Annotated in this window: 19 protein-coding genes, 2 tRNA genes, 1 pseudogene and 1 riboswitch; of the genes and pseudogenes, 16 read left to right on the top strand and 6 right to left on the bottom strand. The window is 71.9% G+C overall.

From position 1 onward, the window contains the following. Nucleotides 1-82: 82 nt before the first annotated feature. Nucleotides 83-1483 (bottom strand): amino acid permease, encoded by a 1401-nt coding sequence (locus OO57_RS00930; protein WP_033250244.1) that lies wholly within the window; start codon nt 1481-1483, stop codon nt 83-85. 275 nt (nt 1484-1758) lie between these two features. Between OO57_RS00930 and OO57_RS00925 the strand changes: the two genes are divergently transcribed. Together OO57_RS00925 and OO57_RS00920 are read left to right on the top strand one after the other, a co-directional pair. Beyond that, a complete protein-coding gene (locus OO57_RS00925; protein ID WP_033250243.1) occupies nt 1759-2355 on the top strand; it encodes a biotin transporter BioY in 597 nt (198 codons plus the stop codon). Nucleotides 2356-2426: 71 nt separating this feature from the next. After that, complete coding sequence (locus tag OO57_RS00920) at nt 2427-2912, top strand: ribose-5-phosphate isomerase (RefSeq protein ID WP_033250242.1); 486 nt, start codon at nt 2427-2429, stop codon at nt 2910-2912. A 50-nt stretch (nt 2913-2962) separates the two neighbouring features. Here the strand turns inward: OO57_RS00920 and OO57_RS40550 are convergent. Continuing rightward, nucleotides 2963-3720, bottom strand: a pseudogene (locus OO57_RS40550) (GNAT family N-acetyltransferase); the annotation flags it as partial. 150 nt (nt 3721-3870) lie between these two features. Here OO57_RS40550 and OO57_RS00905 point away from each other — a divergent pair. From OO57_RS00905 to OO57_RS00895, 3 genes are all read left to right on the top strand, one after another. Then, nucleotides 3871-5082, top strand: a complete 1212-nt coding sequence (locus OO57_RS00905; RefSeq protein WP_234337173.1) for a PP2C family protein-serine/threonine phosphatase — start codon at nt 3871-3873, stop codon at nt 5080-5082. A 430-nt stretch (nt 5083-5512) separates the two neighbouring features. Continuing rightward, nucleotides 5513-5707: a hypothetical protein gene (locus tag OO57_RS42080; RefSeq protein WP_033250239.1), complete on the top strand. Its 195-nt coding sequence runs from the start codon at nt 5513-5515 to the stop codon at nt 5705-5707. Between the two features lie 368 nt (nt 5708-6075). Further along, nucleotides 6076-6229, top strand: a riboswitch (cyclic di-AMP (ydaO/yuaA leader). Between the two features lie 5 nt (nt 6230-6234). Further along, complete coding sequence (locus OO57_RS00895) at nt 6235-7257, top strand: M23 family metallopeptidase (protein WP_033250238.1); 1023 nt, start codon at nt 6235-6237, stop codon at nt 7255-7257. Between the two features lie 139 nt (nt 7258-7396). Here the strand turns inward: OO57_RS00895 and OO57_RS00890 are convergent. Beyond that, a tRNA-Gly gene (locus OO57_RS00890) sits at nt 7397-7470 on the bottom strand. A 151-nt stretch (nt 7471-7621) separates the two neighbouring features. On the opposite strand from OO57_RS00890, the gene OO57_RS00885 reads away from it, so the two are divergent. The 5 genes from OO57_RS00885 to clpX all read left to right on the top strand — a co-directional run bounded on the left by OO57_RS00885 (nt 7622) and on the right by clpX (nt 12463). Continuing rightward, a tRNA-Pro gene (locus OO57_RS00885) sits at nt 7622-7695 on the top strand. A 229-nt stretch (nt 7696-7924) separates the two neighbouring features. After that, nucleotides 7925-9316 carry a trigger factor gene (gene tig / locus OO57_RS00880; protein WP_033250237.1) on the top strand — a complete coding sequence of 464 codons (1392 nt, stop codon included), beginning with the start codon at nt 7925-7927 and terminating at the stop codon, nt 9314-9316. 244 nt (nt 9317-9560) lie between these two features. Next, a complete protein-coding gene (locus OO57_RS00875) occupies nt 9561-10190 on the top strand; it encodes an ATP-dependent Clp protease proteolytic subunit (RefSeq protein ID WP_033250293.1) in 630 nt (209 codons plus the stop codon). Nucleotides 10191-10234: 44 nt separating this feature from the next. After that, a complete protein-coding gene (locus OO57_RS00870) occupies nt 10235-10897 on the top strand; it encodes an ATP-dependent Clp protease proteolytic subunit (protein WP_033250236.1) in 663 nt (220 codons plus the stop codon). Nucleotides 10898-11176: 279 nt separating this feature from the next. Then, nucleotides 11177-12463 (top strand): ATP-dependent Clp protease ATP-binding subunit ClpX, encoded by a 1287-nt coding sequence (gene clpX / locus OO57_RS00865; protein WP_033250235.1) that lies wholly within the window; start codon nt 11177-11179, stop codon nt 12461-12463. Between the two features lie 109 nt (nt 12464-12572). Here the strand turns inward: clpX and OO57_RS39020 are convergent, their stop codons facing one another. Both OO57_RS39020 and OO57_RS00855 read right to left on the bottom strand, forming a co-directional pair. Continuing rightward, complete coding sequence (locus tag OO57_RS39020; RefSeq protein ID WP_051776287.1) at nt 12573-13364, bottom strand: hypothetical protein; 792 nt, start codon at nt 13362-13364, stop codon at nt 12573-12575. A 43-nt stretch (nt 13365-13407) separates the two neighbouring features. Continuing rightward, a complete protein-coding gene (locus tag OO57_RS00855; RefSeq protein ID WP_033250234.1) occupies nt 13408-14322 on the bottom strand; it encodes a hypothetical protein in 915 nt (304 codons plus the stop codon). A gap of 160 nt (nt 14323-14482) precedes the next feature. Between OO57_RS00855 and OO57_RS00850 the strand changes: the two genes are divergently transcribed. Further along, nucleotides 14483-17173 carry a valine--tRNA ligase gene (locus OO57_RS00850; protein WP_033250233.1) on the top strand — a complete coding sequence of 897 codons (2691 nt, stop codon included), beginning with the start codon at nt 14483-14485 and terminating at the stop codon, nt 17171-17173. A 270-nt stretch (nt 17174-17443) separates the two neighbouring features. Further along, a complete protein-coding gene (locus OO57_RS00845) occupies nt 17444-17974 on the top strand; it encodes a hypothetical protein (RefSeq protein WP_033250232.1) in 531 nt (176 codons plus the stop codon). Between the two features lie 61 nt (nt 17975-18035). Here the strand turns inward: OO57_RS00845 and OO57_RS00840 are convergent, their stop codons facing one another. Then, a complete protein-coding gene (locus OO57_RS00840; RefSeq protein WP_033250231.1) occupies nt 18036-19583 on the bottom strand; it encodes a chitinase in 1548 nt (515 codons plus the stop codon). Between the two features lie 167 nt (nt 19584-19750). On the opposite strand from OO57_RS00840, the gene folC reads away from it, so the two are divergent. From folC to OO57_RS00820, 4 genes are all read left to right on the top strand, one after another. After that, complete coding sequence (folC, locus tag OO57_RS00835; protein ID WP_033250230.1) at nt 19751-21142, top strand: bifunctional tetrahydrofolate synthase/dihydrofolate synthase; 1392 nt, start codon at nt 19751-19753, stop codon at nt 21140-21142. A gap of 6 nt (nt 21143-21148) precedes the next feature. Then, nucleotides 21149-21505 (top strand): DUF4233 domain-containing protein, encoded by a 357-nt coding sequence (locus tag OO57_RS00830; RefSeq protein ID WP_033250229.1) that lies wholly within the window; start codon nt 21149-21151, stop codon nt 21503-21505. 130 nt (nt 21506-21635) lie between these two features. Beyond that, nucleotides 21636-22049 carry a nucleoside-diphosphate kinase gene (gene ndk, locus OO57_RS00825; protein WP_033250228.1) on the top strand — a complete coding sequence of 138 codons (414 nt, stop codon included), beginning with the start codon at nt 21636-21638 and terminating at the stop codon, nt 22047-22049. Nucleotides 22050-22414: 365 nt separating this feature from the next. Continuing rightward, a complete protein-coding gene (locus OO57_RS00820; RefSeq protein WP_030458241.1) occupies nt 22415-23440 on the top strand; it encodes a rod shape-determining protein in 1026 nt (341 codons plus the stop codon). Nucleotides 23441-23464 lie beyond the last annotated feature (24 nt).

The following is a 23464-nucleotide window of genomic DNA, read 5'->3' as shown; positions in this document are numbered from 1 at the left end:
ACCGGGGGCGCGGGGCTCCGCCGCGTCAGGCGTCAGGCGCCGGGCTCCGCCGCGTCAGGCGTCAGGCGCCGGGCGCCAGGCGTCAGGCGTCAGGGGCGGCCGCCCGGCGGCCGCGCAGTGCGCCCACCGCGGCCAGCGCCAGGGTCAGCCCCGCCGTGAAGTAGAGCTGCACGCGGTTGGCGGAGTCCAGCGTCATCAGCACCAGCACCGCCAGGATCGCGGCCAGCGCCAGGTAGGTCAGGTACGGGAACGCCCACATCCGGACGGGCAGTCGGGCCGTCGACAGGTGCCGCCGCATCCGCAGCTGGGCGACGCAGATGAACCCCCAGACCACCAGCACCGCCGCGCCCACCATGTTCAGCAGCCAGGAGAACACCGTCTCCGGCCACCAGTAGGACAGCAGCACCGCCAGGAACCCGAACCCGCAGGAGGCCAGCACCGCGCGCCGCGGCACCCCGCCGGAGATCCGGGACAGCCCGCCCGGGCCGTGGCCGCGGGCGACCAGCGAGTGCGCCATCCGCGAGGCGCCGTAGATGTTGGCGTTCATCGCGGACAGCAGCGCGATCAGCACCACCACGTTCATCAGATCCGCGGCGCCCGGGATGCCCAGCGCGTCCAGCACGGCGACGTACGGGCCGGGCTTGACCACCTCCGGGTCGTCCCACGGGACGAGGGTGACGATCACCGCCATCGAGCCGACGTAGAACAGCGCGATCCGCCACATCGCGGTGCGCACCGCGACCGCCACGCTGCGCCGCGGGTCCTCGGACTCGGCGGCGGCGATGGTGACGGTCTCCAGGCCGCCGTACGCGAAGACCGAGGCGAGCAGGCCGGTGATCAGGCCGCTCGCCCCGTTCGGGAGGAAGCCGCCGTGGCCGGTCAGGTTGCTCAGCCCCGGGGCGGGGGTGCCGGGCAGCAGCCCGCAGACCGCCAGCACGCCGATCACCAGGAAGGCGCTGATGGCCAGCACCTTGACCGCGGCGAACCAGAACTCGAACTCGCCGAAGTTGCGGACGGCGGCCAGGTTGGTCAGGCAGAAGAAGGCCATGAAGAGCGCGACCCAGGCCCAGGACGGCACGGCGGGCAGCCAGCCGGAGACGATCCCGGCGGCACCGATCGCCTCCACCGCGACGCCCACGCACAGCAGCACCCAGAACAGCCAGCCGACGGTGAACCCGGCCCACCGGCCGACCTCCCGGTCCGCGTGCACCGAGAAGGAGCCGGAGGCGGGGCGGGCCGCGGACATCTCGCCGAGCATCCGCATCACCAGCATCACCAGCAGCCCGGAGGCGGCGAAGGCCAGCACCACGGCCGGCCCGGCCGCGGCGATCCCGGCGCCCGAGCCGACGAACAGCCCGGCGCCGATCACGCCGCCGAGCGCGATCATCGACAGGTGGCGCTGCTTGAGCCCGTGGGACAGGCCCGCGTCCTCGGCAGCCGACTCCCGGGCGGGTGCGGTCTCGGGGGTGGGGGTGCGGGGCATGCGGCGGTTCCAGACTGTTCGACTGATTGGTCAGGTTCAAGGGGGTCTGTCCACTATTCGACAAGGGATGTGGACCTCCCAAGCGGTACCGCCATCCGGACGGGACGGTGACGCACCGTGTCCGTGCGGCTGCCCGTCGTGCGGATGAGGGCCCGGTCACAGGCCGGACCCGACAAGCCGGGACGGTCGGCTTTTGTCACGGCCGACGCGGCGCGAAGCACCTGACAGCGCATAGGTTCACAGGTGATCACCCGCACCGAGCCCAGGGAGCAGCCATGGCCATCGCCGCGCCGACACCGTCCACCGCCGTCCTCGCCGACCTGCTGCCGCAGGCCTCCACCCGGTTCGGTGCCCGCGCCCGCGACCTGGCCCTGGTGGTCGGCGGTGCCGCGCTGACCGGCCTGGCCGCCCAGCTCTCGGTGCCCGTCCCCGGCTCCCCGGTGCCGGTGACCGGGCAGACCTTCGCCGCGCTGCTGGTCGGCACCGCGCTCGGCGCCCGCCGCGGCGCCGCCGCCCTCGGCCTCTACCTGGCGGCCGGGACGGCGGGCCTGCCCTGGTTCGCCCAGGGCACCTCGGGCGCGGGCCTGGCCACCCTCGGCTACGTGATCGGCTTCGTGGTCGCCGCCGCGCTGACCGGCGCCCTGGCCCGCCGCGGCGCCGACCGCAGCCCGCTGGCGACCGCCGGGGCGATGGCGCTCGGCAGCCTGGCCATCTACGCCGTCGGCGTCCCCTACCTGGCCTTCGCCCTGGACGTCCCGCTCGCGAAGGCCGCCGACCTCGGCCTGTACCCGTACCTGGTCGGCGACGCGCTCAAGATGGCGCTCGCGATGGGCGCCCTGCCGCTCACCTGGAAGCTGCTCGGCCGCCGCTGACGCAGCGTCACCGCCGCCGGGCCCGCGCCCCTGTCGGGGAGCGGGCCCGGCGGCATGTCACACTCGTGGTCATGCGCGTCTACCTGGGCTCCGACCACGCCGGATACGAACTGAAGAACCACCTCGTCGAGTGGCTGAAGGGGGCCGGGCACGAGCCGGTCGACTGCGGCCCGCACATCTACGACGCCGAGGACGACTACCCGCCGTTCTGCCTCCGGGCGGCCGAGCGCACCGCCGCCGACCCCGAGGCGCTGGGCGTGGTGATCGGCGGCTCCGGCAACGGCGAGGCGATCGCCGCCAACAAGGTCAAGGGCGTCCGGGCGGCCCTCGCCTGGAGCGAGCAGACCGCGGCCCTCGGCCGCGAGCACAACAACGCCAACGTGATCTCGATCGGCGGCCGGATGCACACCGTCGAGGAGTCCACCAAGTTCGTCGAGATCTTCCTCAACACCCCCTACAGCGGCGAGCCGCGGCACACCCGCCGGATCGAGATGCTGTCCGAGTACGAGACCACCGGCGAGCTCCCGCCGATCCCGGCCCACCACCCCCAGGGCTGAGCCGCCGCGGGGGGACGCCCGCCCGGGCGTCCCCTCCGCAGCCGCCCGCGGAACCCGTGCGGCAGCCGGGGCTCCAGCCCCGAGCGGAACGCCGCCGAGGCCGGCTCCAGCGCCCCCGGCCGCAGCTCCTGCACCAGGCCCGCCGCGGCCGGCGCCGCCAGCGCCGCCAGTGAACCGCCGCCCAGGTACACCGAGTCCAACTCGCGGACGTCCAGCGCCAGTTCGGCCGCCTCCCCGGTCCGCACGCAGGAGGCCGGGCCGCCCGGCGCCGCCGTCAGCCGCCACCGCCCGGCGTTCCACGGGCAGAACGCGTCGGTCACCTCCCGCACCGCGTCCACCGCCGCCGCGCACCCGCGCGCCGCCAGCGCCGCCGGCAGGTCCACCCGAAGCGGCCGTAGACCACCGGCCCGGAGGCGGTCGGCACCGCCAGCGGCTCCCCGGCCGCCCGTACGTCGTCCAACTGGCGGCGCACCAGCGCGGTCAGCGCGCCCCGCCGCCGGTCGGTCGGCAGCACGCCCGCCCCGACCACCCCCGCCGCGGGCAGCACCGCACCGCCCGGCCCCGCCGCGGGCAGCGCCGCACCGCCCGGCCCCGCCGGCCGGAAGTCGAACGACCCGCCCCCGCCCACCATCCGGCCGCCCGACCAGACCGCCGGCGAACGCTCCACGCCGATCAGCCGCCGCCACAACTCCCGTTCCGCGGAGGGATCCTGGTCGCCGCCGAAGGCCACCTCCAGGTTCCGGTGCCAGGTCTCCCGCTCCTCGGCGCGCAGCGGTCGGACGGTCAGCTCCGGGTGTCGAACCGTCATGCCGCCCGCCCACCACCGGCCCCCGCGCCGGGCGAACCGACCACCGCCCCCGCCCTGACGCGTCCCGGGCGGCCGAAACCCGGCATCCGCTGCACCCGGTGCCACCCGGCCCGTCGACGCGGGCACCGGTGGTGGATAAGGTCGGTCCCCATGGCCGGCAGCGCGCGTCCCAGTGCGACGGGCCGGGACGGCCGACCGTCCCGCGAACCCGTGACGGCCCGGCTGCGCGCGGCGCTGTACCGGGCCCGGCGCAGGCTGCGCCGCACCGGCGTCGACTACTTCCGCGGCGACGGCGCCGACTGGTGGGCGTTCGCCGCGCTCGCCCTGGCCGTCCCGCTGCTGGTGCTGCTCAACGTCCTCGTCCCCGACTGGGCCCCGCCCACCGCCCTGGTCCTGCCGGTCCTGGCGGGCGCCATGCTGCTGCGCCCCGGCACCCTGGTGCTGCTGTACGCCGTCGCGGCGGCCGGCCTGGTCACCGAGTCCGTGGTGCACACGGGGGAGCGGGTGGCCAGCGAGCGCCCCGAGGCCTACACCCACGGCGTCACCCCCGGCGCCGCCCTGGTGGTCGGCGCGGTCGGCGTCGCCGGGCTGCTGGTCGCCCAGTTCCGCCGCCGGATCGGGGTGCCCTGGCGCGGCGGCTCCACCATGCTGTTCGACCTGCGCGAGCGGATCCGGGTGCAGGGCCGCGTCCCGCGGCTGCCCGACGGCTGGCACACCGACACCGCGCTGCGCCCGGCCGGCGGCCAGTCCTTCTCCGGCGACTTCATGGTCGCCGCCCGCACCGGCCCGGGCGGCCGGGTGCTGGAGGTCGTCCTCGCCGACGTCTCCGGCAAGGGCATGGACGCGGGCAGCCGCGCCCTGCTGCTCTCCGGCGCCTTCGGCGGGCTGCTCGGCTCGCTGCCCGCCCACGACTTCCTCCCCGCCGCCAACGGCTACCTGCTGCGCCAGGACTGGGCCGAGGGCTTCGCCACCGCCGTCCACCTGGTCCTCGACCTGGACAGCGGCGAGTACGAACTCCTCTCCGCCGGGCACCTCCCCGGCATGCACCGGCTCGCCGGGGCCGGGCACTGGGAGGTCAAGGAGGCCGAGGGCCCGCTGCTCGGCGTCTACGACGGCGCCAAGTTCGAAGGCGTGCGCGGTACTTTGGGCCCCGGCGACGTCCTGATGCTGTGCACCGACGGCATGGTGGAGATCCCCGGCCGGGACTTGGGCGAGGGCATGGACCGGCTGATGGGCGAGGCCGACCGGCTGGTCGCCACCACCCCGGTGGCCGGGCGCTCCGGGGCCGCGGTCCGGCTGATCGACAGCGTGGCCAAGCACGTCAACGACGACCGCGCCGTGCTGCTGGTCTGGCGCCGCTGAGCGCCGCTGAGCACGGCTGCGCGCGGCTGACCGCCGCCGGCCGCGCCGTCCGGTGCGGAGGAACGGTGGGCACGAGGTGCCCGCGGAGTGTCAAACCCGGACGTTGATCTTCGGCCAATTCCACTGGCATACCCGGCCGGTGGGCGGATGCCCGGCCTGCCTGCCGCTTTGCCGCCGCGACCGCGGCCGACCGCCTCCCGCCGACGGCCCGTCAGAACCCGTCGGCTATCGTCACGGTCGGCGAAAATCAGCCCTGCCGCACGGGTTGGGGCCCCGGGGGACGGGGCAAGTCCTTTACGCACTCCGCACGAGCGACCACACTGAGTCCGGATGGAGTGGTGGGGACACGGGGGGCACGGGCCGGTTTCCGCCTGGAACCGTCGCCGGTTCCGACCCGAATCCCCGCCACGAATCGAGGAAGTGAGTCCCGGTGGCCTTCTCCGTCTCCGCCCTGGTCCTGTTCGGCATCATCGTCGCCATCTTCATCCGCAACAAGCAGTTGAAGCCCGGCCACGCCGTCATGGCCGCCCTGTTCGGCTTCATGCTCAACCAGTCGAACATGGCCGCCCCGATCAGCCAGTTCCTCGAGTCCGTCTCCAAGGCCATCTCCGGCATCGCGGGCTGACCGACCGACCCCGAGGAACACCCTCCGGCGGACGGAAGCCACGCCCCCGCCGTCCAGAAGTCCCGACCACGGGTGACCAGGGTCACCCGATCCGTCACGCCAGGTCAGCGCCCGGGCGCGCACGGTCGCCGAAGTCGCCGACCGTACGCCGTTCGTGGGCGCACTGTCATGATCCCGTACGCACAGCGCAGCCCGGCGGCGGCGCAGCGTGACCTGGCGGACCGTCAGCCCCCTCCCGAGCTCGGGGACGGGGCCTACCGGCGCTTGCCAGCTCCGCGAGCCGTGGGTTTTGCTTCCTCCGCAGCCCGGACATCGGCCGGGTGGGCCACCGAGCGGAACGCCTAGTCCTGCCGCCGTCCGGTGCCGACCAGAACACCACGCCACGGCAGGAGCGGGGGAACCACAGGTAGTACGCCGGACCCGGCACGCACGGGACCGGCTCGGGGTGAAGCCGCGGAGAACGCGGCCGGGCAACTCTCGCCCGAACCCGACAGCTCACCTCGCAGGCGTCGGAGAGGAACAGCTTCATGTCCGCTCAGGGCAAGCACCGCAAGCCGCGCCTGGCCACCGTCGCCCGCATCGCCGTCGCCGCCGGAGTCGTCGGCGCCGCCGTCGGTCTCCCGGTCAGCGCCGCCTCCGCGCACGGCACCACCGACCACCAGGACGGCGGCCGCCAGTGGGCCCACGTCTCGGTCGACGCCACCCCGGTCGCCGACACCACCACCGACACCGCCGAGCAGGCCGCCGCGCAGACCTACAAGGTCGCGTCCGGCGACACCCTCTCCAAGATCGCCACCGCGAAGAACGTGGACGGCGGCTGGGAGAAGCTCTACCAGGACAACCGCTCGGTCATCGGCGGCAACCCGAACCTGATCTACCCGGGCCAGCAGCTGACCGTCAACGGCCGGGCCGCCGCGACGACCCCGTCCTCCTCGGACGCCGCGGCCACCACCGCGGCCCCGAAGGCCTCGACCGGGACGAGCAGCACCGGCACCGCGAAGACCCAGGCCCAGAAGACCCAGACGCAGAAGTCGACCACCTCGTCGTCCTCCTCGTCCTCGTCCGCCGCGAAGTCGTCGACCGCGAAGTCGTCGACCGCGACCACCTCCACCTCGGGCAGCAGCTCCTCCTCGGCGAGCTCCTCCTCCGGCTACGTCGCCCCCGCGCCGGGCAGCGTCACCACCGGTTACAAGGTGGCGGGCTCCAACTGGTCCAGCGGCTACCACACCGGCATCGACTTCCCGGTCGCCACCGGCACCAGCCTGAAGGCCGTCGCCAACGGCACCGTGGTCTCGGCCGGCAACGGCGGCGCCTACGGCAACCAGGTCGTCATCAAGCTCGCCGACGGCAAGTACGCCCAGTACGCGCACCTGTCCTCGATCTCCGTCTCGGCCGGCCAGTCCGTGACCGCGGGCCAGCAGATCGGCCTCTCCGGTGCCACCGGCAACGTGACCGGCCCGCACCTGCACTTCGAGATCCGCACCACCCCGGACTACGGCTCCGACATCGACCCGGTCGCCTACCTGGCGGCCCACGGCGTCAACGTCTGACCCCCGGCACCACCCCGAAGGCCCCGCGATCCGCTGCGCGGGGCCTTCGGGCTTCTTCCGGGGGCGGGGCCTCCGGGGGGCCTCCGGGTCCTCCGGGAACGACGAGGGCCCCGACCGCACCGCGGTCGGGGCCCTCTCGTGGAGCGGGTGACGAGAATCGAACTCGCGTGACCAGTTTGGAAGACTGGGGCTCTACCATTGAGCTACACCCGCAACGCAACGTCCGCCGCCACCCAGTGGGTGGTGCGGACTGGGCCAGCGTACCTGGTCGGGTCGGTGGATTGCACACTCCTTCGCCGTTGTCGGCTCGCCGATATCGCCCCGGCCGGGGGCGGGTCGACGTGTACTCTTCTGCTCGGCACCACGGGGTGTGGCGCAGGTTGGTAGCGCGTCCGCTTTGGGAGCGGAAGGCCGTCGGTTCGAATCCGGTCACCCCGACCGTGTGCGGCAGGGTCTCGTCAGCGGGCGGGGCCCTGTTGTCGTTGCCCGCTCCACCGCGCTCCACCGCGCCCCCCGGGGCCCCGGCCGCCGCCTCCCGCCCGCACCCCGGTGCCGGGCACAGTCGCTTTCGTGGTACCGGTAGGATGGACCGCTGGCGGTAGTACGGACAGCAATGCAGCCCCAACCGCCTATCGCCCTGACCGCAAGCCCCCTAGGAGACCCAACCGTGAAGAGCGCCGTCGAGACTCTGAACCCCACTCGGGTTCGACTCACCGTCGAGGTGCCCTTCGAGGAGCTCAAGCCCAGCCTCGACGCGGCGTACAAGAAGATCAACCAGCAGGTCACCGTTCCGGGCTTCCGCAAGGGCAAGATCCCGAACAAGGTGATCGACCAGCGCTTCGGTCGTGGCGCGGTGCTGGAGGAGGCCGTCAACGACGCGCTTCCGCGCTTCTACACGCAGGCCGTCGACGAGGGCCAGATCGACGTGCTGGGCCAGCCCGACATCACCGAGATCGAGGGTGTCGAGAACCTGGCCGACGGCGGGGACCTCAAGTTCACCGCCGAGGTCGACGTGCGCCCCGAGGTCACCCTGCCCGACTTCACCGAGATCGCGGTCGTGGTCGACCCGATCGAGGTCAACGACGAGGACGTCGAGAAGTCCCTGGAGCAGCTGCGCGAGCGCTTCGCCTCCGTCAAGGACGTCGAGCGCGCCGCCACCGAGAGCGACATCGTCGTGATCGACCTGGAGGCCAAGGTCGACGGTGAGGTCCCGGAGGACGGCACCGCCACCGGCGTGAGCTACGAGATCGGCTCCGGCCGCCTGCTGGACGGCATCGACGAGGCCGTGGTCGGCCTGTCGGCCGGCGAGTCCAAGACCTTCACCACCACCCTCAAGGGTGGCACCCAGGTCGGCAAGGACTCCGAGGTCACCGTCACGGTGACCACCGTCCAGGAGAAGGAACTCCCCGAGCTGGACGACGAGTTCGCGCAGCTGGCGAGCGAGTTCGACACCCTGGAGGAGCTCCGCGCCGACTCCGTCAAGCGCCTGGAGCGCATGAAGGAGTTCGACCAGGCCACCCAGGCCCAGGAGAAGGTCCTCGACGAGCTGCTCGCGCGCGTCGAGATGGAGTACCCGGAGAAGCTGCTCGCGGACGAGATCGGCACCCGCAAGCACAACCTGGAGCACCACCAGCTGGAGCCGATGGGCCTGACCCTCGACACCTACCTCGCCTCCCAGGACAAGTCCCGCGAGGACTACGAGAAGGAGACCGAGGAGCAGGCGAAGAAGGGCATCAAGACCCAGTTCGTGCTGGACCAGATCGTCAAGAACGAGGAGCTGGGCGTCAACCAGGAGGAGCTGACCGAGCACCTCATCCGCCGCGCCGCCGGCTCCGGCCTGACCCCGGACCAGTTCGCCCAGCAGGTCGTCCAGGGCGGCCAGGTGCAGCTGCTGGTCGGCGAGGTCGCCCGCGGCAAGGCGCTGGCCCTGGTGGTCGAGGCCGCCAAGGTGACCGACACCAACGGCGAGACCGTCTCCTTCGAGGACGAGGAGGAGGAGACCACCGAGGCCGCCGAGGCTGCCGCGGAGGAGACCTCCGAGGAGTCCGCCGAGGCCTGAGCCTCGTGACCCGCCGGTCCACCGGCGGGTATCGGAACCGGGAACGGGCCCGGACACCGCACGGTGTCCGGGCCCGTTCGCCTGTCCGGCACCGGTGGTGCGCGCCCGTGCCGCCCACCCTGCGCTCACAGCGAACAGTTCTGCGTGGGGGATTCAGCGGCGGGGCCTGCGCGTTAGGGTCGGTGAACAGCGACACACACAGATCGACTGAGCAGGTGGCTAAGTGACGTTCCCGCAGATGCAGATGCCTGGCCCGATGGCACCGCACGCCGCCGGCGGCGACGTGGGCGGCGGCCTGGGCGACCAGGTCTACAACCGGCTGCTCAACGAGCGGATCATCTTCCTCGGCCAGCAGGTCGACGACGACATCGCCAACCGGATCACCGCCCAGCTGCTGCTGCTCGCGGCCGACCCGGAGAAGGACATCTTCCTCTACATCAATTCCCCGGGCGGGTCCATCTCGGCGGGCATGGCGATCTACGACACCATGCAGTACATCAAGAACGACGTGGTGACCATCGCGATGGGCATGGCGGCGTCGATGGGCCAGTTCCTGCTGACCGCGGGCGCCAAGGGCAAGCGCTTCTCGCTGCCGAACGCCAACATCCTGATGCACCAGCCCTCCGCGGGCCTCGGCGGCTCCGCCACCGACATCCGGATCCAGGCCGAGCAGCTGCTGCGCACCAAGAAGCGGATGTCGGACCTCATCGCCTTCCACAGCGGCCAGTCCTTCGACCAGATCACCGCGGACTCCGACCGCGACCGCTGGTTCACGCCGGAGGAGGCCAAGGCGTACGGCCTGATCGACGAGATCATGCACAGCGCCGCGGACGTACCGGGCGGCGGCGGCACCGGTGCCGCGCTGGCCGGCTGAACGGCATCGGAACCCAGACCGCACGCTTCGGAGGACCAGAAACCATGAACATCCCCAGCCTGTCCGGTGCCAAGGCCCGCCTGGAGGACATGCGCGCCGAGGGCCGCTACATCGTCCCGCGGTTCGTCGAGCGCACCTCGCAGGGCATCCGCGAGTACGACCCGTACGCCAAGCTGTTCGAGGAGCGCATCATCTTCCTCGGCTCGCAGGTGGACGACGTCTCGGCGAACGACATCATGGCGCAGCTGATCTGCCTGGAGTCGATGGACCCGGACCGGGACATCTCGCTCTACATCAACTCGCCCGGCGGCTCGTTCACCGCGCTGACCGCGATCTACGACACCATGCAGTTCGTGAAGCCGGACATCCAGACGGTCTGCATGGGCCAGGCCGCCTCGGCCGCCGCGGTGATCCTGGCCGCGGGCACCCCCGGCAAGCGCCTCGCGCTGCCGAACGCCCGGGTGCTGATCCACCAGCCGTACACCGAGACCGGCCGCGGCCAGGTGTCGGACCTGGAGATCCAGGCCAGGGAGATCTTCCGGATGCGCGAGCAGCTGGAGACCATGCTGGCCAAGCACTCCAGCCAGGACGTCGAGAAGGTCCGCGAGGACATCGAGCGCGACAAGATCCTCACCGCCGAGGAGTCGCTGGCGTACGGGCTGATCGACCAGATCGTCTCGACCCGGAAGAACTCGTACACCGACTGACCCGCCGCCCCGGGGTGGTGCGTACGTGACGTACGCACCACCCCGGGGCGTTCCGGTCCGGGCGTCCGTCCCGCACAATGGGCAGTCGGGTCCATGCGCCCGCGACGGCATCTGTTCGGTATCAATTCGCCCAGGGCGTAGGGCAGAGCGGTCGAAGTCGGCGGAAACAGCGGCTCGGCAGAGTACCGTCGGATACCAGACCGACCGCCGACGGCGAAGCCGGTCTCACAGCACCAGGCCCCGACCCCCGCGGGGCCCCTGGCGAAGGGGAAGCACCTCGTGGCACGCATCGGAGACGGTGGCGACCTGCTCAAGTGCTCGTTCTGCGGCAAGTCGCAGAAGCAGGTGAAGAAGCTGATCGCCGGGCCAGGCGTGTACATCTGCGACGAGTGCATCGACCTGTGCAACGAGATCATCGAGGAGGAGCTCGCCGAGAGCTCCGAGGTGCGCTTCGAGGAGCTCCCGAAGCCCCGCGAGATCTACGAGTTCCTGGACCAGTACGTGGTCGGCCAGGACCTCGCCAAGAAGGCGCTGTCGGTCGCGGTCTACAACCACTACAAGCGCGTCCAGGCCGGTGAGGCCGGGCGCAGCGGCAGCGGTCGGGACGACGCGATCGAGCTGGCCAAGTCCAACATCCTGCTGCTGGGCCCGACCGGCTCCGGCAAGACGCTGCTGGCGCAGACCCTGGCCCGGATGCTGAACGTGCCGTTCGCGATCGCGGACGCCACGGCGCTGACCGAGGCCGGCTACGTCGGCGAGGACGTCGAGAACATCCTGCTGAAGCTGATCCAGGCGGCCGACTACGACGTCAAGAAGGCCGAGACCGGGATCATCTACATCGACGAGATCGACAAGGTCGCCCGCAAGAGCGAGAACCCGTCGATCACCCGGGACGTCTCCGGCGAGGGCGTGCAGCAGGCGCTGCTGAAGATCCTGGAGGGCACCACCGCCTCGGTGCCGCCGCAGGGGGGCCGCAAGCACCCGCACCAGGAGTTCATCCAGATCGACACCACCAACGTGCTGTTCATCGTCGGCGGCGCGTTCGCGGGCCTGGAGCGGATCATCGAGGGCCGGGCCGGCGCCAAGGGCATCGGCTTCGGCGCGACCATCCGCTCCAAGCGCGAGGTCGACTCGGCGGACCACTTCCGCCAGGTGATGCCGGAGGACCTGGTGAAGTTCGGGATGATCCCGGAGTTCATCGGCCGCCTCCCCGTCATCACCAGCGTGCACAACCTGGACCGCGAGGCGCTGCTGCAGATCCTCACCGAGCCGAAGAACGCGCTGGTGAAGCAGTACCGCAAGCTGTTCGAACTCGACGGCGTGGAGCTGGAGTTCACCCGGGACGCGCTGGAGGCGATCGCCGACCAGGCGATCCTGCGCGGCACCGGCGCGCGCGGCCTGCGGGCCATCATGGAGGAGGTGCTGATGTCCGTGATGTACGAGGTCCCGTCCCGGCAGGACGTCGCCCGCGTGGTGGTCACCGGGGACGTCGTCTCCAAGCACGCCATCCCGACCCTCGTCCCGCGCGACATGATCAAGCGCGAGCGCCGGGACAAGAGCGCCTGAGGCCGCCGCCGCCCGGCGCCCGACGCAGCAGGGCCCCGCACCGTCCGACGGTGCGGGGCCCTGCGCGTTGCGTGGTGCGGTCTTCGCCCGAACTGCCTCGCGGCGAGCGTTACTTGACGACCTCGGCGAGCTGGCGCAGCTCGCGCGCGTCGGCGGCGACCTTCTCCAGGGTGACGCCGTCCGTGGAACCCTCCAGCACGAGCATCACGGTGGAGTTGTCGGCCCAGAGGCAGAAGGCGGTCTGCTCCTCGCCGGAGCCCTCGCCGTCGGTGGCGCAGTCCATCTTGCCGCCGAGCGGGCCCGGGTCCATCGACTTGCGCGGGCCGGTGCTGCCCATGTCCTTGAACTCGGCGTCCAACTGGGCCTGCGGGTCGGCGATCTTGGCGTAGTAGCCGCCGGTCTGGACGTACCGGTCGTCCGAGCTGTAGATGGCGGCGACCACGCCGTCCGGCTTCTTGCCGCCGCTGGTGGCGGCGTTCCGCCGGATCGAGTCGGCCATCTTCTGGGCGTCGTCCGTGTTGTCCCCGCTCTCCAGGCCCTGGAAGGTGGCGGGCATGACCAGCTTGTACTTGCCGGTCTTCGAGATGGTGTCGTAGGCGAAGTAGCCGATCACGCCGACGCCGGCCAGGATCACCGCGACCACGATCGACAGCGTGACCCACAGGCCCTTGCGGGACTTCCGCGGCGGAGCCGGGTAGCCGGGGAAGCCGCCGGCCGGGTAGCCCTGCTGCGGCGGCACCGCGCCGCCGCCCCAGGCCTGCTGGGGAGGCTGCGGCGGCTGCTGCTGCGGGTAGCCGTATCCGGGCTGCGGGGCAGCGGCGCCCTGCGGGGGTATGGGGGCACCGGGGGCCGGCGGCGGCCCGAAACCGGGCTGCGGCGGGCCGAACTGGTTGTCGGACACGGCTGGGGCTCCGTTCGCGCGTGAAGGTCGTGCGTGCTGGGGTCTACTTGGCGACGGTGGAGGCGTCGCGCAGCTGGCGGGTCAGCGCGGCCACCTCGCTGACCGAGAGCTGCTTGCCCTCGGGGTCGAGGTTGGTGCTGCTGACCGTGCCGATCGTGGAGTGGGTCGCGAAGATGCACACCGGAACGGTCTGCTCGGAGCCCGGCTGGTCGGAGCCGAGGAGGCCGCAGCTCAGCTTGCTGCCCGCGTCCTTCGGGTCCTTGGCGTCGACGGCGGACAGCTTCTGCTTCCAGACCGCCTTGCCGTCCTCGCTGTCGTCCTCGGAGCCGTTCATCGCCTCGTCGAGCTTGCCGGCCACGATGTCGATCGCCTTGCCGGGGTCCTGGACGGTGCCCCAACTGCCGCCGAAGCTGGCCAGGTTGGTGGTGCTCTTCTGGTAGGTGACGCTCAGCGAGCCCTCGAAGGTGCCCACGGCCTCCAGGCCGTTCAGCTGGCCCTTCTCGTTGGACGACTTCTTGGTGTAGCCCGCCACGCTCTCCTGCGCCGCGAGCTTGTACTTGCCCACGGTGTCGGAGCCGGAGTCGCCGCCCTTCAGGCCCCACCAGAGGCCGCCGCCGATCGCGGCCAGCGCCACGACCACGACCAGGGCGATGACCCCGCCCTTGCCCTTGGACGGCGCGGGCGGCGGGTAGCCGCCGTAGCCGGGCTGCTGGGGCGCGCCGCCCCACTGCTGCTGCGGGGGCATCGGGGGCTGGCCGTAGCCGGGCTGCGGGACCGGGGGCTGCTGGGGGTAGCCGTACCCGGGCTGCGGCTGTGGCTGCGGGGCACCGTAGGCGGGCGGCTGCGGGGCGCCGTACGCGGGCGGCTGGCCGTACCCGGGCTGCGGCGGGGGCGCCCCGTAAGGCTGCTGCGGCTGCCCCTGCGGATACTGCTGCGGTCCCTGCCCCTGGCCGTACATCAGTCGTCAGTCTCCCCCGCCGCTTACGAGTTCCGCGGCCATCTGGTCGGTCGAGTGGTCGAGTACGCGGCACGCTATCGTACGGCCCCCCCACCACGCCCGAGTGGTCCGGACACAATCGGTTCGTAACCGCGGTCCGGCCTTCCGTAAACTGTTCGTCGTGACCGACACGACGAACCAGCGCCCCGCGAACTCTCACCCCGGGGACGACGCAGCCACCCTCCCGACGACCTACGCCCCGGCCGAGGTAGAGGGCGAGCTGTACGAGCGCTGGGTGGAGCGCGGTTACTTCACGGCCGACGCGAAGAGCGAGAAGCCGGCGTACACCATCGTCATTCCGCCGCCGAACGTCACGGGCGCCCTGCACCTGGGCCACGCCTTCCAGCACACGCTGATGGACGCGCTGACCCGCCGCAAGCGGATGCTCGGCTTCGAGGCGCTCTGGCTCCCGGGCATGGACCACGCGGGCATCGCCACCCAGAACAAGGTGGAGCAGCAGCTCGCCGAGTCCGGCCTGTCCCGGCACGACCTGGGCCGGGAGGCCTTCGTCGACAAGGTCTGGGAGTGGAAGGAGAACTACGGCGGCCGGATCCTGGGCCAGATGCGCCGCCTCGGCGACGGCGTCGACTGGTCCCGCGAGCGCTTCACCATGGACGAGGGCCTCTCCCAGGCCGTCCAGACCATCTTCAAGAAGCTCTTCGACGACGGCCTGATCTACCGCGCCGAGCGCATCATCAACTGGTGCCCGCGCTGCCTGACCGCGCTGTCCGACATCGAGGTCGAGCACGAGGACGTCCCCGGCGAGCTGGTCTCGATCCGCTACGGCGACATCGAGGACGGGGAGCGAAGCGATTCGAGCGAGGGTGGTGGTGGGCGACGGGCGGGCGACTCGATCGTGGTGGCCACCACCCGCGCCGAGACCCTGCTGGGCGACACCGCGATCGCCGTCCACCCGTCCGACGAGCGCTACGCGCACCTGGTCGGCCGCACGGTCAAGCTGCCGCTGACCGACCGCGAGATCCCGGTCGTCGCGGACGAGCACGTCGACCCGGAGTTCGGCACCGGCGCCGTCAAGGTGACGCCCGCGCACGACCCGAACGACTTCGCCATCGGCCAGCGCCACGACCTGCCGAGCCTGACGGTGATGGACGAGCGCGGCGTGATCACCGTGCATGGCCCGTTCCTCGGCCTGGACCGGCACGACGCCCGTGCCGCGGTGGTCGGCGCCCTGCGCGAGCAGGGGCGGATCGTCGCGGAGAAGCGCCCCTACGACCACGCGGTCGGCCACTGCTCGCGCTGCCACACCGTGGTCGAGCCGCGGCTGTCGCTGCAGTGGTGGGTCAAGGTCGCCCCGCTGGCGCAGGCCGCGGGCGACGCGGTCCGCGACGGCCGGGTCGAGATCCACCCGAAGGAGCTGGAGCGCCGCTACTTCGACTGGGTCGACAACATGTACGACTGGTGCATCTCGCGCCAGCTCTGGTGGGGCCACCGCATCCCGGTCTGGTACGGCCCGGACGGCGAGGTCGTCTGCGTCGGCCCGGACGAGCAGCCCCCCACCGGCGAGGGCTGGGTCCAGGACCCGGACGTGCTGGACACCTGGTTCTCCTCCGGCCTGTGGCCGTTCTCCACCCTCGGCTGGCCGGAGAAGACCCCGGACCTGGAGAAGTTCTACCCGACCGACGTGCTGCTGACCGGCCACGACATCATCTTCTTCTGGGTCGCCCGGATGATGATGTTCGGCCTGTACGCGATGGACGGCGAGATCCCGTTCAAGACCATCGCGCTGACCGGCCTGGTCCGCGACCAGTTCGGCAAGAAGATGTCGAAGTCCTCCGGCACCGCCGTCGACCCGCTGGACTGGATGGACGCCTACGGCGCCGACGCCGTCCGCTTCACCCTGGCCCGCGGCGCCAACCCCGGCGCCGACGTGCCGATCGGCGAGGACTGGGTCAAGGGCGCGCGGAACTTCTGCAACAAGATCTGGAACGCCACCCGCTTCGCCCTGATGAACGGCGCCACCGTCCAGGGCCCGCTGCCCGCGCCGGAGGAGCTCACCGCCGCGGACCGCTGGATCCTGTCCCGGCTGAACACCACCGTCGCCGAAGTCGACGCGCTGTACGAGGACTTCGAGTTCGCCAAGGTCTCCGACGCGCTGTTCCACTTCGCCTGGGACGAGGTCTTCGACTGGTACGTCGAGCTCTCCAAGACCACGCTGGGCAAGGGCGGCGCGCAGGCCGACCACGCCCGCCGCGTCCTCGGCGAGGTGCTGGACGTGACGCTGCGCCTGCTGCACCCGATCGTCCCGTTCGTCACCGACGCGCTGTGGACGACGCTCACCGGCGCCGAGTCGGTGGTCGTCGCCGAGTGGCCGAAGGACTCCGGCTACCGGGACGCCGACGCCGAGGCGGAGATCGCCCAGCTGCAGCAACTGGTCACCGAGATCCGCCGGTTCCGCAACGACCAGAACCTGCGCGACACCCAGAAGGTCCCGGCCCGGCTGGCGCTGGCCGGCCACCGGCTGGAGGTGCACGAGGCGGCGATCCGCTCGCTGCTGCGCCTGACGCAGCCGGAGGAGGGCTTCCACGCCACCGCCTCGCTCCCGGTGGCCGGTACGACGGTCGAGCTCGACCTGTCCGGCACCATCGACGTCCCGGCCGAACGCAAGCGCCTGCAGAAGGACTTGGCGGCGGCCGAGAAGGAGAAGGCGCAGGCCACCGGCAAGCTCGGCAACGAGGCCTTCCTGGCCAAGGCGCCGGACGAGGTGGTCGCCAAGATCCGCACCCGGCTGACGGCCGCCGAGGCCGACATCGAGCGGATCACCGCCCAGCTCGCGGCGCTGCCGCAGGGCTGACCGCACGTCAGGAAGGGCCGTCGCTCCCCCGGGGCGGCGGCCCTCCGCCTTTTCCCGGGTTGTTCCCGGCGGTCTGTCAATTCCCTTGCCCGCGCGTCGCGGTGAGGCCGGAACACCCCCTATTCGGCGTCATTCCCGGGCAATTGGCGTTCCGCGTCAATTGGAATGCATTGCGCCGACCATCCCCGCGCGTTCAGCGACCTTTGCACTTCCGGTGTGTACGGTGGGCGACGTTCCCATTCGGGCGGGGCACGAACGGAGGGTGCGCGCATGATGGCGACCGGGGAGTTGGTCGACGAACTTCCGGACGAACTTCCGAGGGAAGAAGTGGAGGCGGCCAAGGCCAGGGCGGCGACGCTGCTGCTGGCATTCCGGCACGGAAACCAGGTCGCCTTCGACACCGAGCTGGACCGGCTGCTGGCCGAGCACGCCGAGCGCGAAGTGGCCACCCTGCTGGTGTGGATCGCCGCCGAGGCGGTCCGCAAGGCCTACGCCCCCGAGGTCGCCGACCGGGTGCTGCGCGGCCTGGCCCGGCGCGCCCCGCACGACACCGCCCAGGTGCCGGTGGACGAGGAGGCGGCCGGTGCCGCCCTGCTGCTGGAGGCCGTCGCGGTGGGCGACGTGGACCGGGTGCGCACCCTGGTGGCGGGGACGCCCGACACCACCTACCTGCTGGGCGGCCTGGTGCAGGCGGTGGCGATGATGCTGCCGCTGCTGCCCGAGGGCGAGGCCGAGGAGGTCGCCGCCGAACTGCGCCGCCGGCACGCCGGCCGGCTGCCGACGCCCCGCGGCACGTACTGACGGATCGTCACTGCGCGCCCCGGGGCGGGGGAGCCCCCGCCCCGGGGCGCGCAGCGCCGGGTCACGGCATCGCGTGCAGGTGCGCGCCGATGGTGTTGGCGATCTGGTTGCCCGCAGTGGCGTCCCAGTTGGTGGACCAGGTCATCGCGCCGCCGATGGCCGGCCAGGTCTGGCCCGGCTTGAAGGAGCCGCAGTTGGTGCCGTAGGCCAGGCAGTCCAGCGCGTTGTTCACGACCGACGGGCTGACGTACCCGCCGCCCGCCGCGCTGGTGGAGGCCGGGACGCCCAGGCCCACCTGGTCGGCGCGCAGGCCGCCCTGGAGCTGGATGCAGGCCAGGCCGGTGAGGAAGTTCTCGGTGCCCTGCGAGTACACGCCGCCGTCGCAGCCGAGCATCGCCCCGCTGTTGTAGTACTGCATGTTGACGATGGTCAGGATGTCCTTGGTGGCCAGCGCCAGCTTGAAGTACTCGCCGCCGGTGGACTGCATCCCGATGGTCTCCGGCGCCATGGTCAGCACGAAGCCCGCCCCGACCTTGGCCTGCAGGGCGTGCAGCGCCTGCGACATGTAGGTCGCGTTGACGCCGTTCTCCAGGTCGATGTCGATGCCGTCGAAGCCGTACTGCTGGATCAGGGCGTACGCCGAGTTGGCGAAGTTGGTCGCGGCGGTGGAGTTGGACACCGAGACGGTGCCGTTCTGCCCGCCGACCGAGATGACGACCTTCTTGCCGGCCGCCCGCTTGGCCGCGATGTCGGCCTTGAACTGGGCCTCGGTGTAGCCGCCGAGCTTGGCGGAGAGCGTCGGGTCCAGGGTGAAGCTGATCCCGCCCTGGGTGCTGGTGGCGTCCGCGAAGGCCACCGCGATGATGTCGTACGCGGCCGGGACGTCACTGATCCGCTGCGGGGTGGCGCCGTTGTAGAAGTCCTGCCAGTAGCCGGTCAGCAGGTGCTTGCGGGGCGGCGGCGCGGTCGGGCTGACCGAGGTCGACGGGGACGGCGACGGGCTGCTCGACGCCGTCTGGCTCGGCGTCGGGTCGACGATGACCGTCCCGGACGGCGTGGGGCTGGTGCCGCTGCCCGGGCCGACCAGCGAGACCTTGTCCACGGTGAACGGGGTCTGCCCGTACCAGCCGTGGAACCACACCGACACCGAGGTGGTGGACGCGCCGGTGGTGAAGGTGGAGGTCAGGTTGTTCCAGCCGGAGTTCGAGCTCCAGACGGACGGGTCGGTGCCGCCGGTCCCGGTGACGCCCGCGAACACGTAGCTGCCCTGCACGGTGGCGGTCAGGGTGTACGTCGAGTTCGGCAGCACGGTGACGGTCTGGCTGCAGTTGGCGTAGTCCGTGCCGGCCGGGGAGCCCTGCAGGTCCCAGCCGGTGGCGGCGTTGTTCACCGCGGTGACGGTGGGGCCGCAGGTCCACGGGCTGATGTGGTTGCCGGCCGAGAAGTCGCCGTTGGCGACCACGTTCACGGTGGGGGCGACGTCGGCGGTGGCCGTGCCGGAGCCGGCCAGGACCATGCCTGCCAGGCCGGTGCCGGCCGCCAGCAGGCCGGCGAGCAGGGCCCGTCCGGTGCGCGGGCGGTGGTGCGGTCGTGGCTGTGGTGCACGCATGCCATCTCCATGTGGGGGAGTGTCGATGGGGGTGCGGTGCGGGGAGCTTCGCGCGGGGAGCGGGTGGGAGCGACTACACGGTGGAGTAGACCAATTCCGGTGTCAAGAGGGCCTGCGCACCGGGGCGCCCGTCCGGGCCGGGCGCACGGAGTCCTTAGACTGGCGGGGTGAGCGACAAGGCCGAGCCCAACCCCTACACCGTCCGTCCCGCCGACGCCGGTGGCACCGACCCCGAACTGCGCGCCGTCGAGGCCGAGCTGGCCACCCGCTGGCCGGAGAACAAGCTGGAGCCCTCGCTGGTGCGGATCGAGGCGCTGATGGACATCCTCGGCCAGCCGCAGCGCTCCTACCCCTCCATCCACATCACCGGCACCAACGGCAAGACCTCCACCGCCCGGATGGTCGAGCAGCTGCTCGGCGCCTTCGAACTGCGCACCGGCCGCTACACCTCCCCGCACGTGGAGTCCGTCACCGAGCGGATCAGCCTGGACGGCGCGCCGATCACCCCCGAGAAGTTCGTCGAGACCTACCGGGACGTCGAGCCCTACGTGCGGATGGTGGACGCCGCCCAGCCGATCGCGATGTCCTTCTTCGAGGTGCTCACCGGCATGGCCTACGCCGCCTTCGCCGACGCCCCGGTGGACGTCGCGGTGGTCGAGGTCGGCATGGGCGGCACCTGGGACGCCACCAACGTGATCGACGCCCAGGTCGCCGTGATCACCCCGATCGGGCTGGACCACACCGACAAGCTGGGGGAGACCACCGGCGAGATCGCGGTCGAGAAGTCCGGCATCGTCAAGCCCGGCGCCCTCGCCGTCGTCGCCCAGCAGAAGCTGGACGCCGCCGAGCAGATCCTGCGCCGCGCCGTCGAGGTGGACGCCACGGTGGCCCGCGAGGGCATGGAGTTCGGCGTGCTGCGCCGCGAGGTCGCGGTCGGCGGCCAGCTGGTCACCCTGCGCGGCCTCGGCGGCCACGAGTACCAGGACCTCTTCCTCCCGCTGCACGGCGACCACCAGGCGCAGAACGCCGCGCTGGCGCTGGCCGCCGTCGAGGCCTTCTTCGGCATCGGCCAGGGCGGCGGCGAGCACCTGGACGAGGAGAAGGTCCGGCAGGCGCTGTTCGGCGTCTCCTCCCCGGGCCGGCTGGAGGTCGTCCGGCGCAGCCCCACCGTCATCCTGGACGCCGCGCACAACCCGCACGGCGCGCAGGCCGCCGTCGCCGCGATCGGCGAGGCCTTCGGCTTCACCAAGCTGGTCGGCGTGATCGCCACCAGCGGCGACAAGGACGTCACCGGCCTGCTGGAGGTGTTCGAGCCGATCCTCGCCGAGGTCGTGATCACCCAGAACTCCACCCACCGCGCGATGCCGGCCGACCGGCTCGCCGCCCTCGCCGTCGAGGTCTTCGGCGAGGACCGGGTGCAGGTCGAGCCGCGCCTGGACGACGCGATCGACGCCGCCGTCACCCTGGCCGAGGAGGAGGACCTCGGCGGCGCCGGCGTCCTGGTCACCGGCTCCGTCATCACGGTGGGCGAGGCGCGCCTGCTGTTCGGAAGGAAGTAACCGCCGATGCGCACCCTGTGCTCCTCCACGCTGATCGGCGAGGCCATGCTGATCATGTTCGCCGGCCTGGTCGCGATGAAGCTCACCGACGTCGGCACCGGCACCATCTGGGCGGTCAGCGCGGCGGCGATCGCCCTGTGCGTGCTGCTCTGCGGCGTGATCACCCGCCCCGGGGCGGTGCAGGTCGGCTGGGCGCTGCAGGCGGCGGTGCTGGCCAGCGGCCTGGTGCTGCCGACCATGTACGCCTTCGGCGTCGTCTTCGGCGGCCTGTGGTGGTGCTCGGTCCACTACGGCCGCAAGATCGACGTGCTCAAGGCCCAGCGGGCGGCCGCCGAGGCCGAGGCCGCGCCGGTCGCCGCCTGACCGGCCCGGTGGGCGGTCTCCGGCAGCCTCCGGTGGCCCCCGGGTGGCCTGGTCAACGGCCCGGCCACCCGTCCGGGGTAGTGTCAGGGGCACAGTCAGGCCCGACCGACACCACCCGAGGAGCCGCCCCGTGTCCCAGCGCACTCTCGTCCTGCTCAAGCCCGACGCCGTCAAGCGCGGCCTGGCCGGCGAGATCATCAGCCGGATCGAGCGCAAGGCCGGCTGGCGGTTCGCTGCGATGGAGCTCCGCACCTTCGACCGCGCCACCCTGGAGCAGCACTACGCCGAGCACGTCGGCCGCGACTTCTACGAGCCGCTGCTGGGCTTCATGACCTCCGGCCCGTCGATCGCGCTGATCGTCGAGGGCGAGAACGTCGTCCCCGGCATCCGCGCGCTGGCCGGTGCGACCGACCCGCTGGCAGCCGGCGCGGGCACCATCCGCGGCGACTACGCGACCATCACCCGGGAGAACCTGATCCACGCCTCGGACTCCCCGGAGTCGGCCGAGCGCGAGATCAAGATCTTCTTCCCGGCCCACGCGTGAGGATCCTGTAGGGATCCGGTGCCCCGCGTCCGCACCGGGCGCGGGGTGCCCCCGTGCGGGGAACGTCCAGCTCAGGGGCCGGATGGCGGGTCGGGTTGCTCCCTCTGGGCGTTAATCGTCAAATCACGGAACCCTACCCTCCGACACGGCGTCCCAATGCCAGGAGAAGCCGATTCGCCCCCGGAGAATGGGCGGCACGCCGTACCCGCCGCCCGCGCTGACCGGCGTGACTACGATGGACCCAACTCACGGGCACGGAGCGGCTGCTCAGCCGCCGTCAGCCCTGCCGCGGGCCCGTACGGCCGGCCCGCTCCCCGCCCTTGATCCGAACTCGGGAAGGCTCACGACATCCCATGGCGAACAACCTGTCGTTTCTCGGCCGGGACCTGGCGATCGACCTAGGCACCGCGAACACGCTGGTGTACGTCCGGGGCAAGGGCATCGTGCTGAACGAGCCGTCGGTGGTGGCCGTCAACACCAACACCGGCGGGATCCTCGCGGTCGGCGCCGAGGCGAAGAAGATGATCGGCCGCACCCCCGGCAACATCGTCGCGATCCGCCCGCTCAAGGACGGCGTGATCGCCGACTTCGAGATCACCGAGCGGATGCTGCGGTACTTCATCATGAAGATCCACCGCCGCCGCTACCTGGTCCGCCCGCGGGTCGTGGTCTGCGTCCCCTCCGGCATCACCGGCGTCGAGCGCCGCGCCGTGGTCGAGGCCAGCATGCAGGCCGGCGCCCGCCAGGTGCACATCATCGAGGAGCCGATGGCCGCGGCGATCGGCTCCGGCCTGCCGGTGCACGAGCCCACCGGCAACATGGTCGTCGACATCGGCGGCGGCACCACCGAGGTGGCGGTGATCTCGCTCGGCGGGATCGTCACCGCCCAGTCGCTGCGGGTGGCGGGCGACGAGCTGGACAGCGCGATCGTCCAGCACATCAAGAAGGAGTACAGCCTGCTGCTGGGCGAGCGCTCCGCCGAGCAGATCAAGATGTCGATCGGCTCCGCGTTCGGCCTGGAGGGCGAGAAGGACGAGCACGCCGAGATCCGCGGCCGCGACCTGGTCTCCGGCCTGCCGAAGACCGTGGTGATCTCGGCCGCCGAGGTCCGCGAGGCCATCGACGAGCCGGTGAACTCGATCATCGACTCGGTGAAGACCACCCTGGACCAGTGCCCGCCCGAGCTCGCGGGCGACGTGATGGACCGCGGCATCGTGCTGACCGGCGGCGGCGCCCTGCTGCGCGGCCTGGACGAGCGGCTGCGCCGGGAGACCGGCATGCCGGTGCACATCGCGGAGAACCCGCTGGACTCGGTGGCGCTGGGGGCGGGCAAGTGCGTCGAGGAGTTCGAGGCACTCCAGCAGGTACTGGACGCCCAGCCGCGTCGTTGAGCAAGGCAATTCGAACTACACACC

This window comes from Kitasatospora phosalacinea (genome assembly GCF_000717185.1).
Lineage (GTDB): Bacteria > Actinomycetota > Actinomycetes > Streptomycetales > Streptomycetaceae > Kitasatospora > Kitasatospora phosalacinea_A.
Note: the sequence above shows the minus strand (reverse complement) of the source record. Positions and strands in the feature narration are given on the sequence as shown.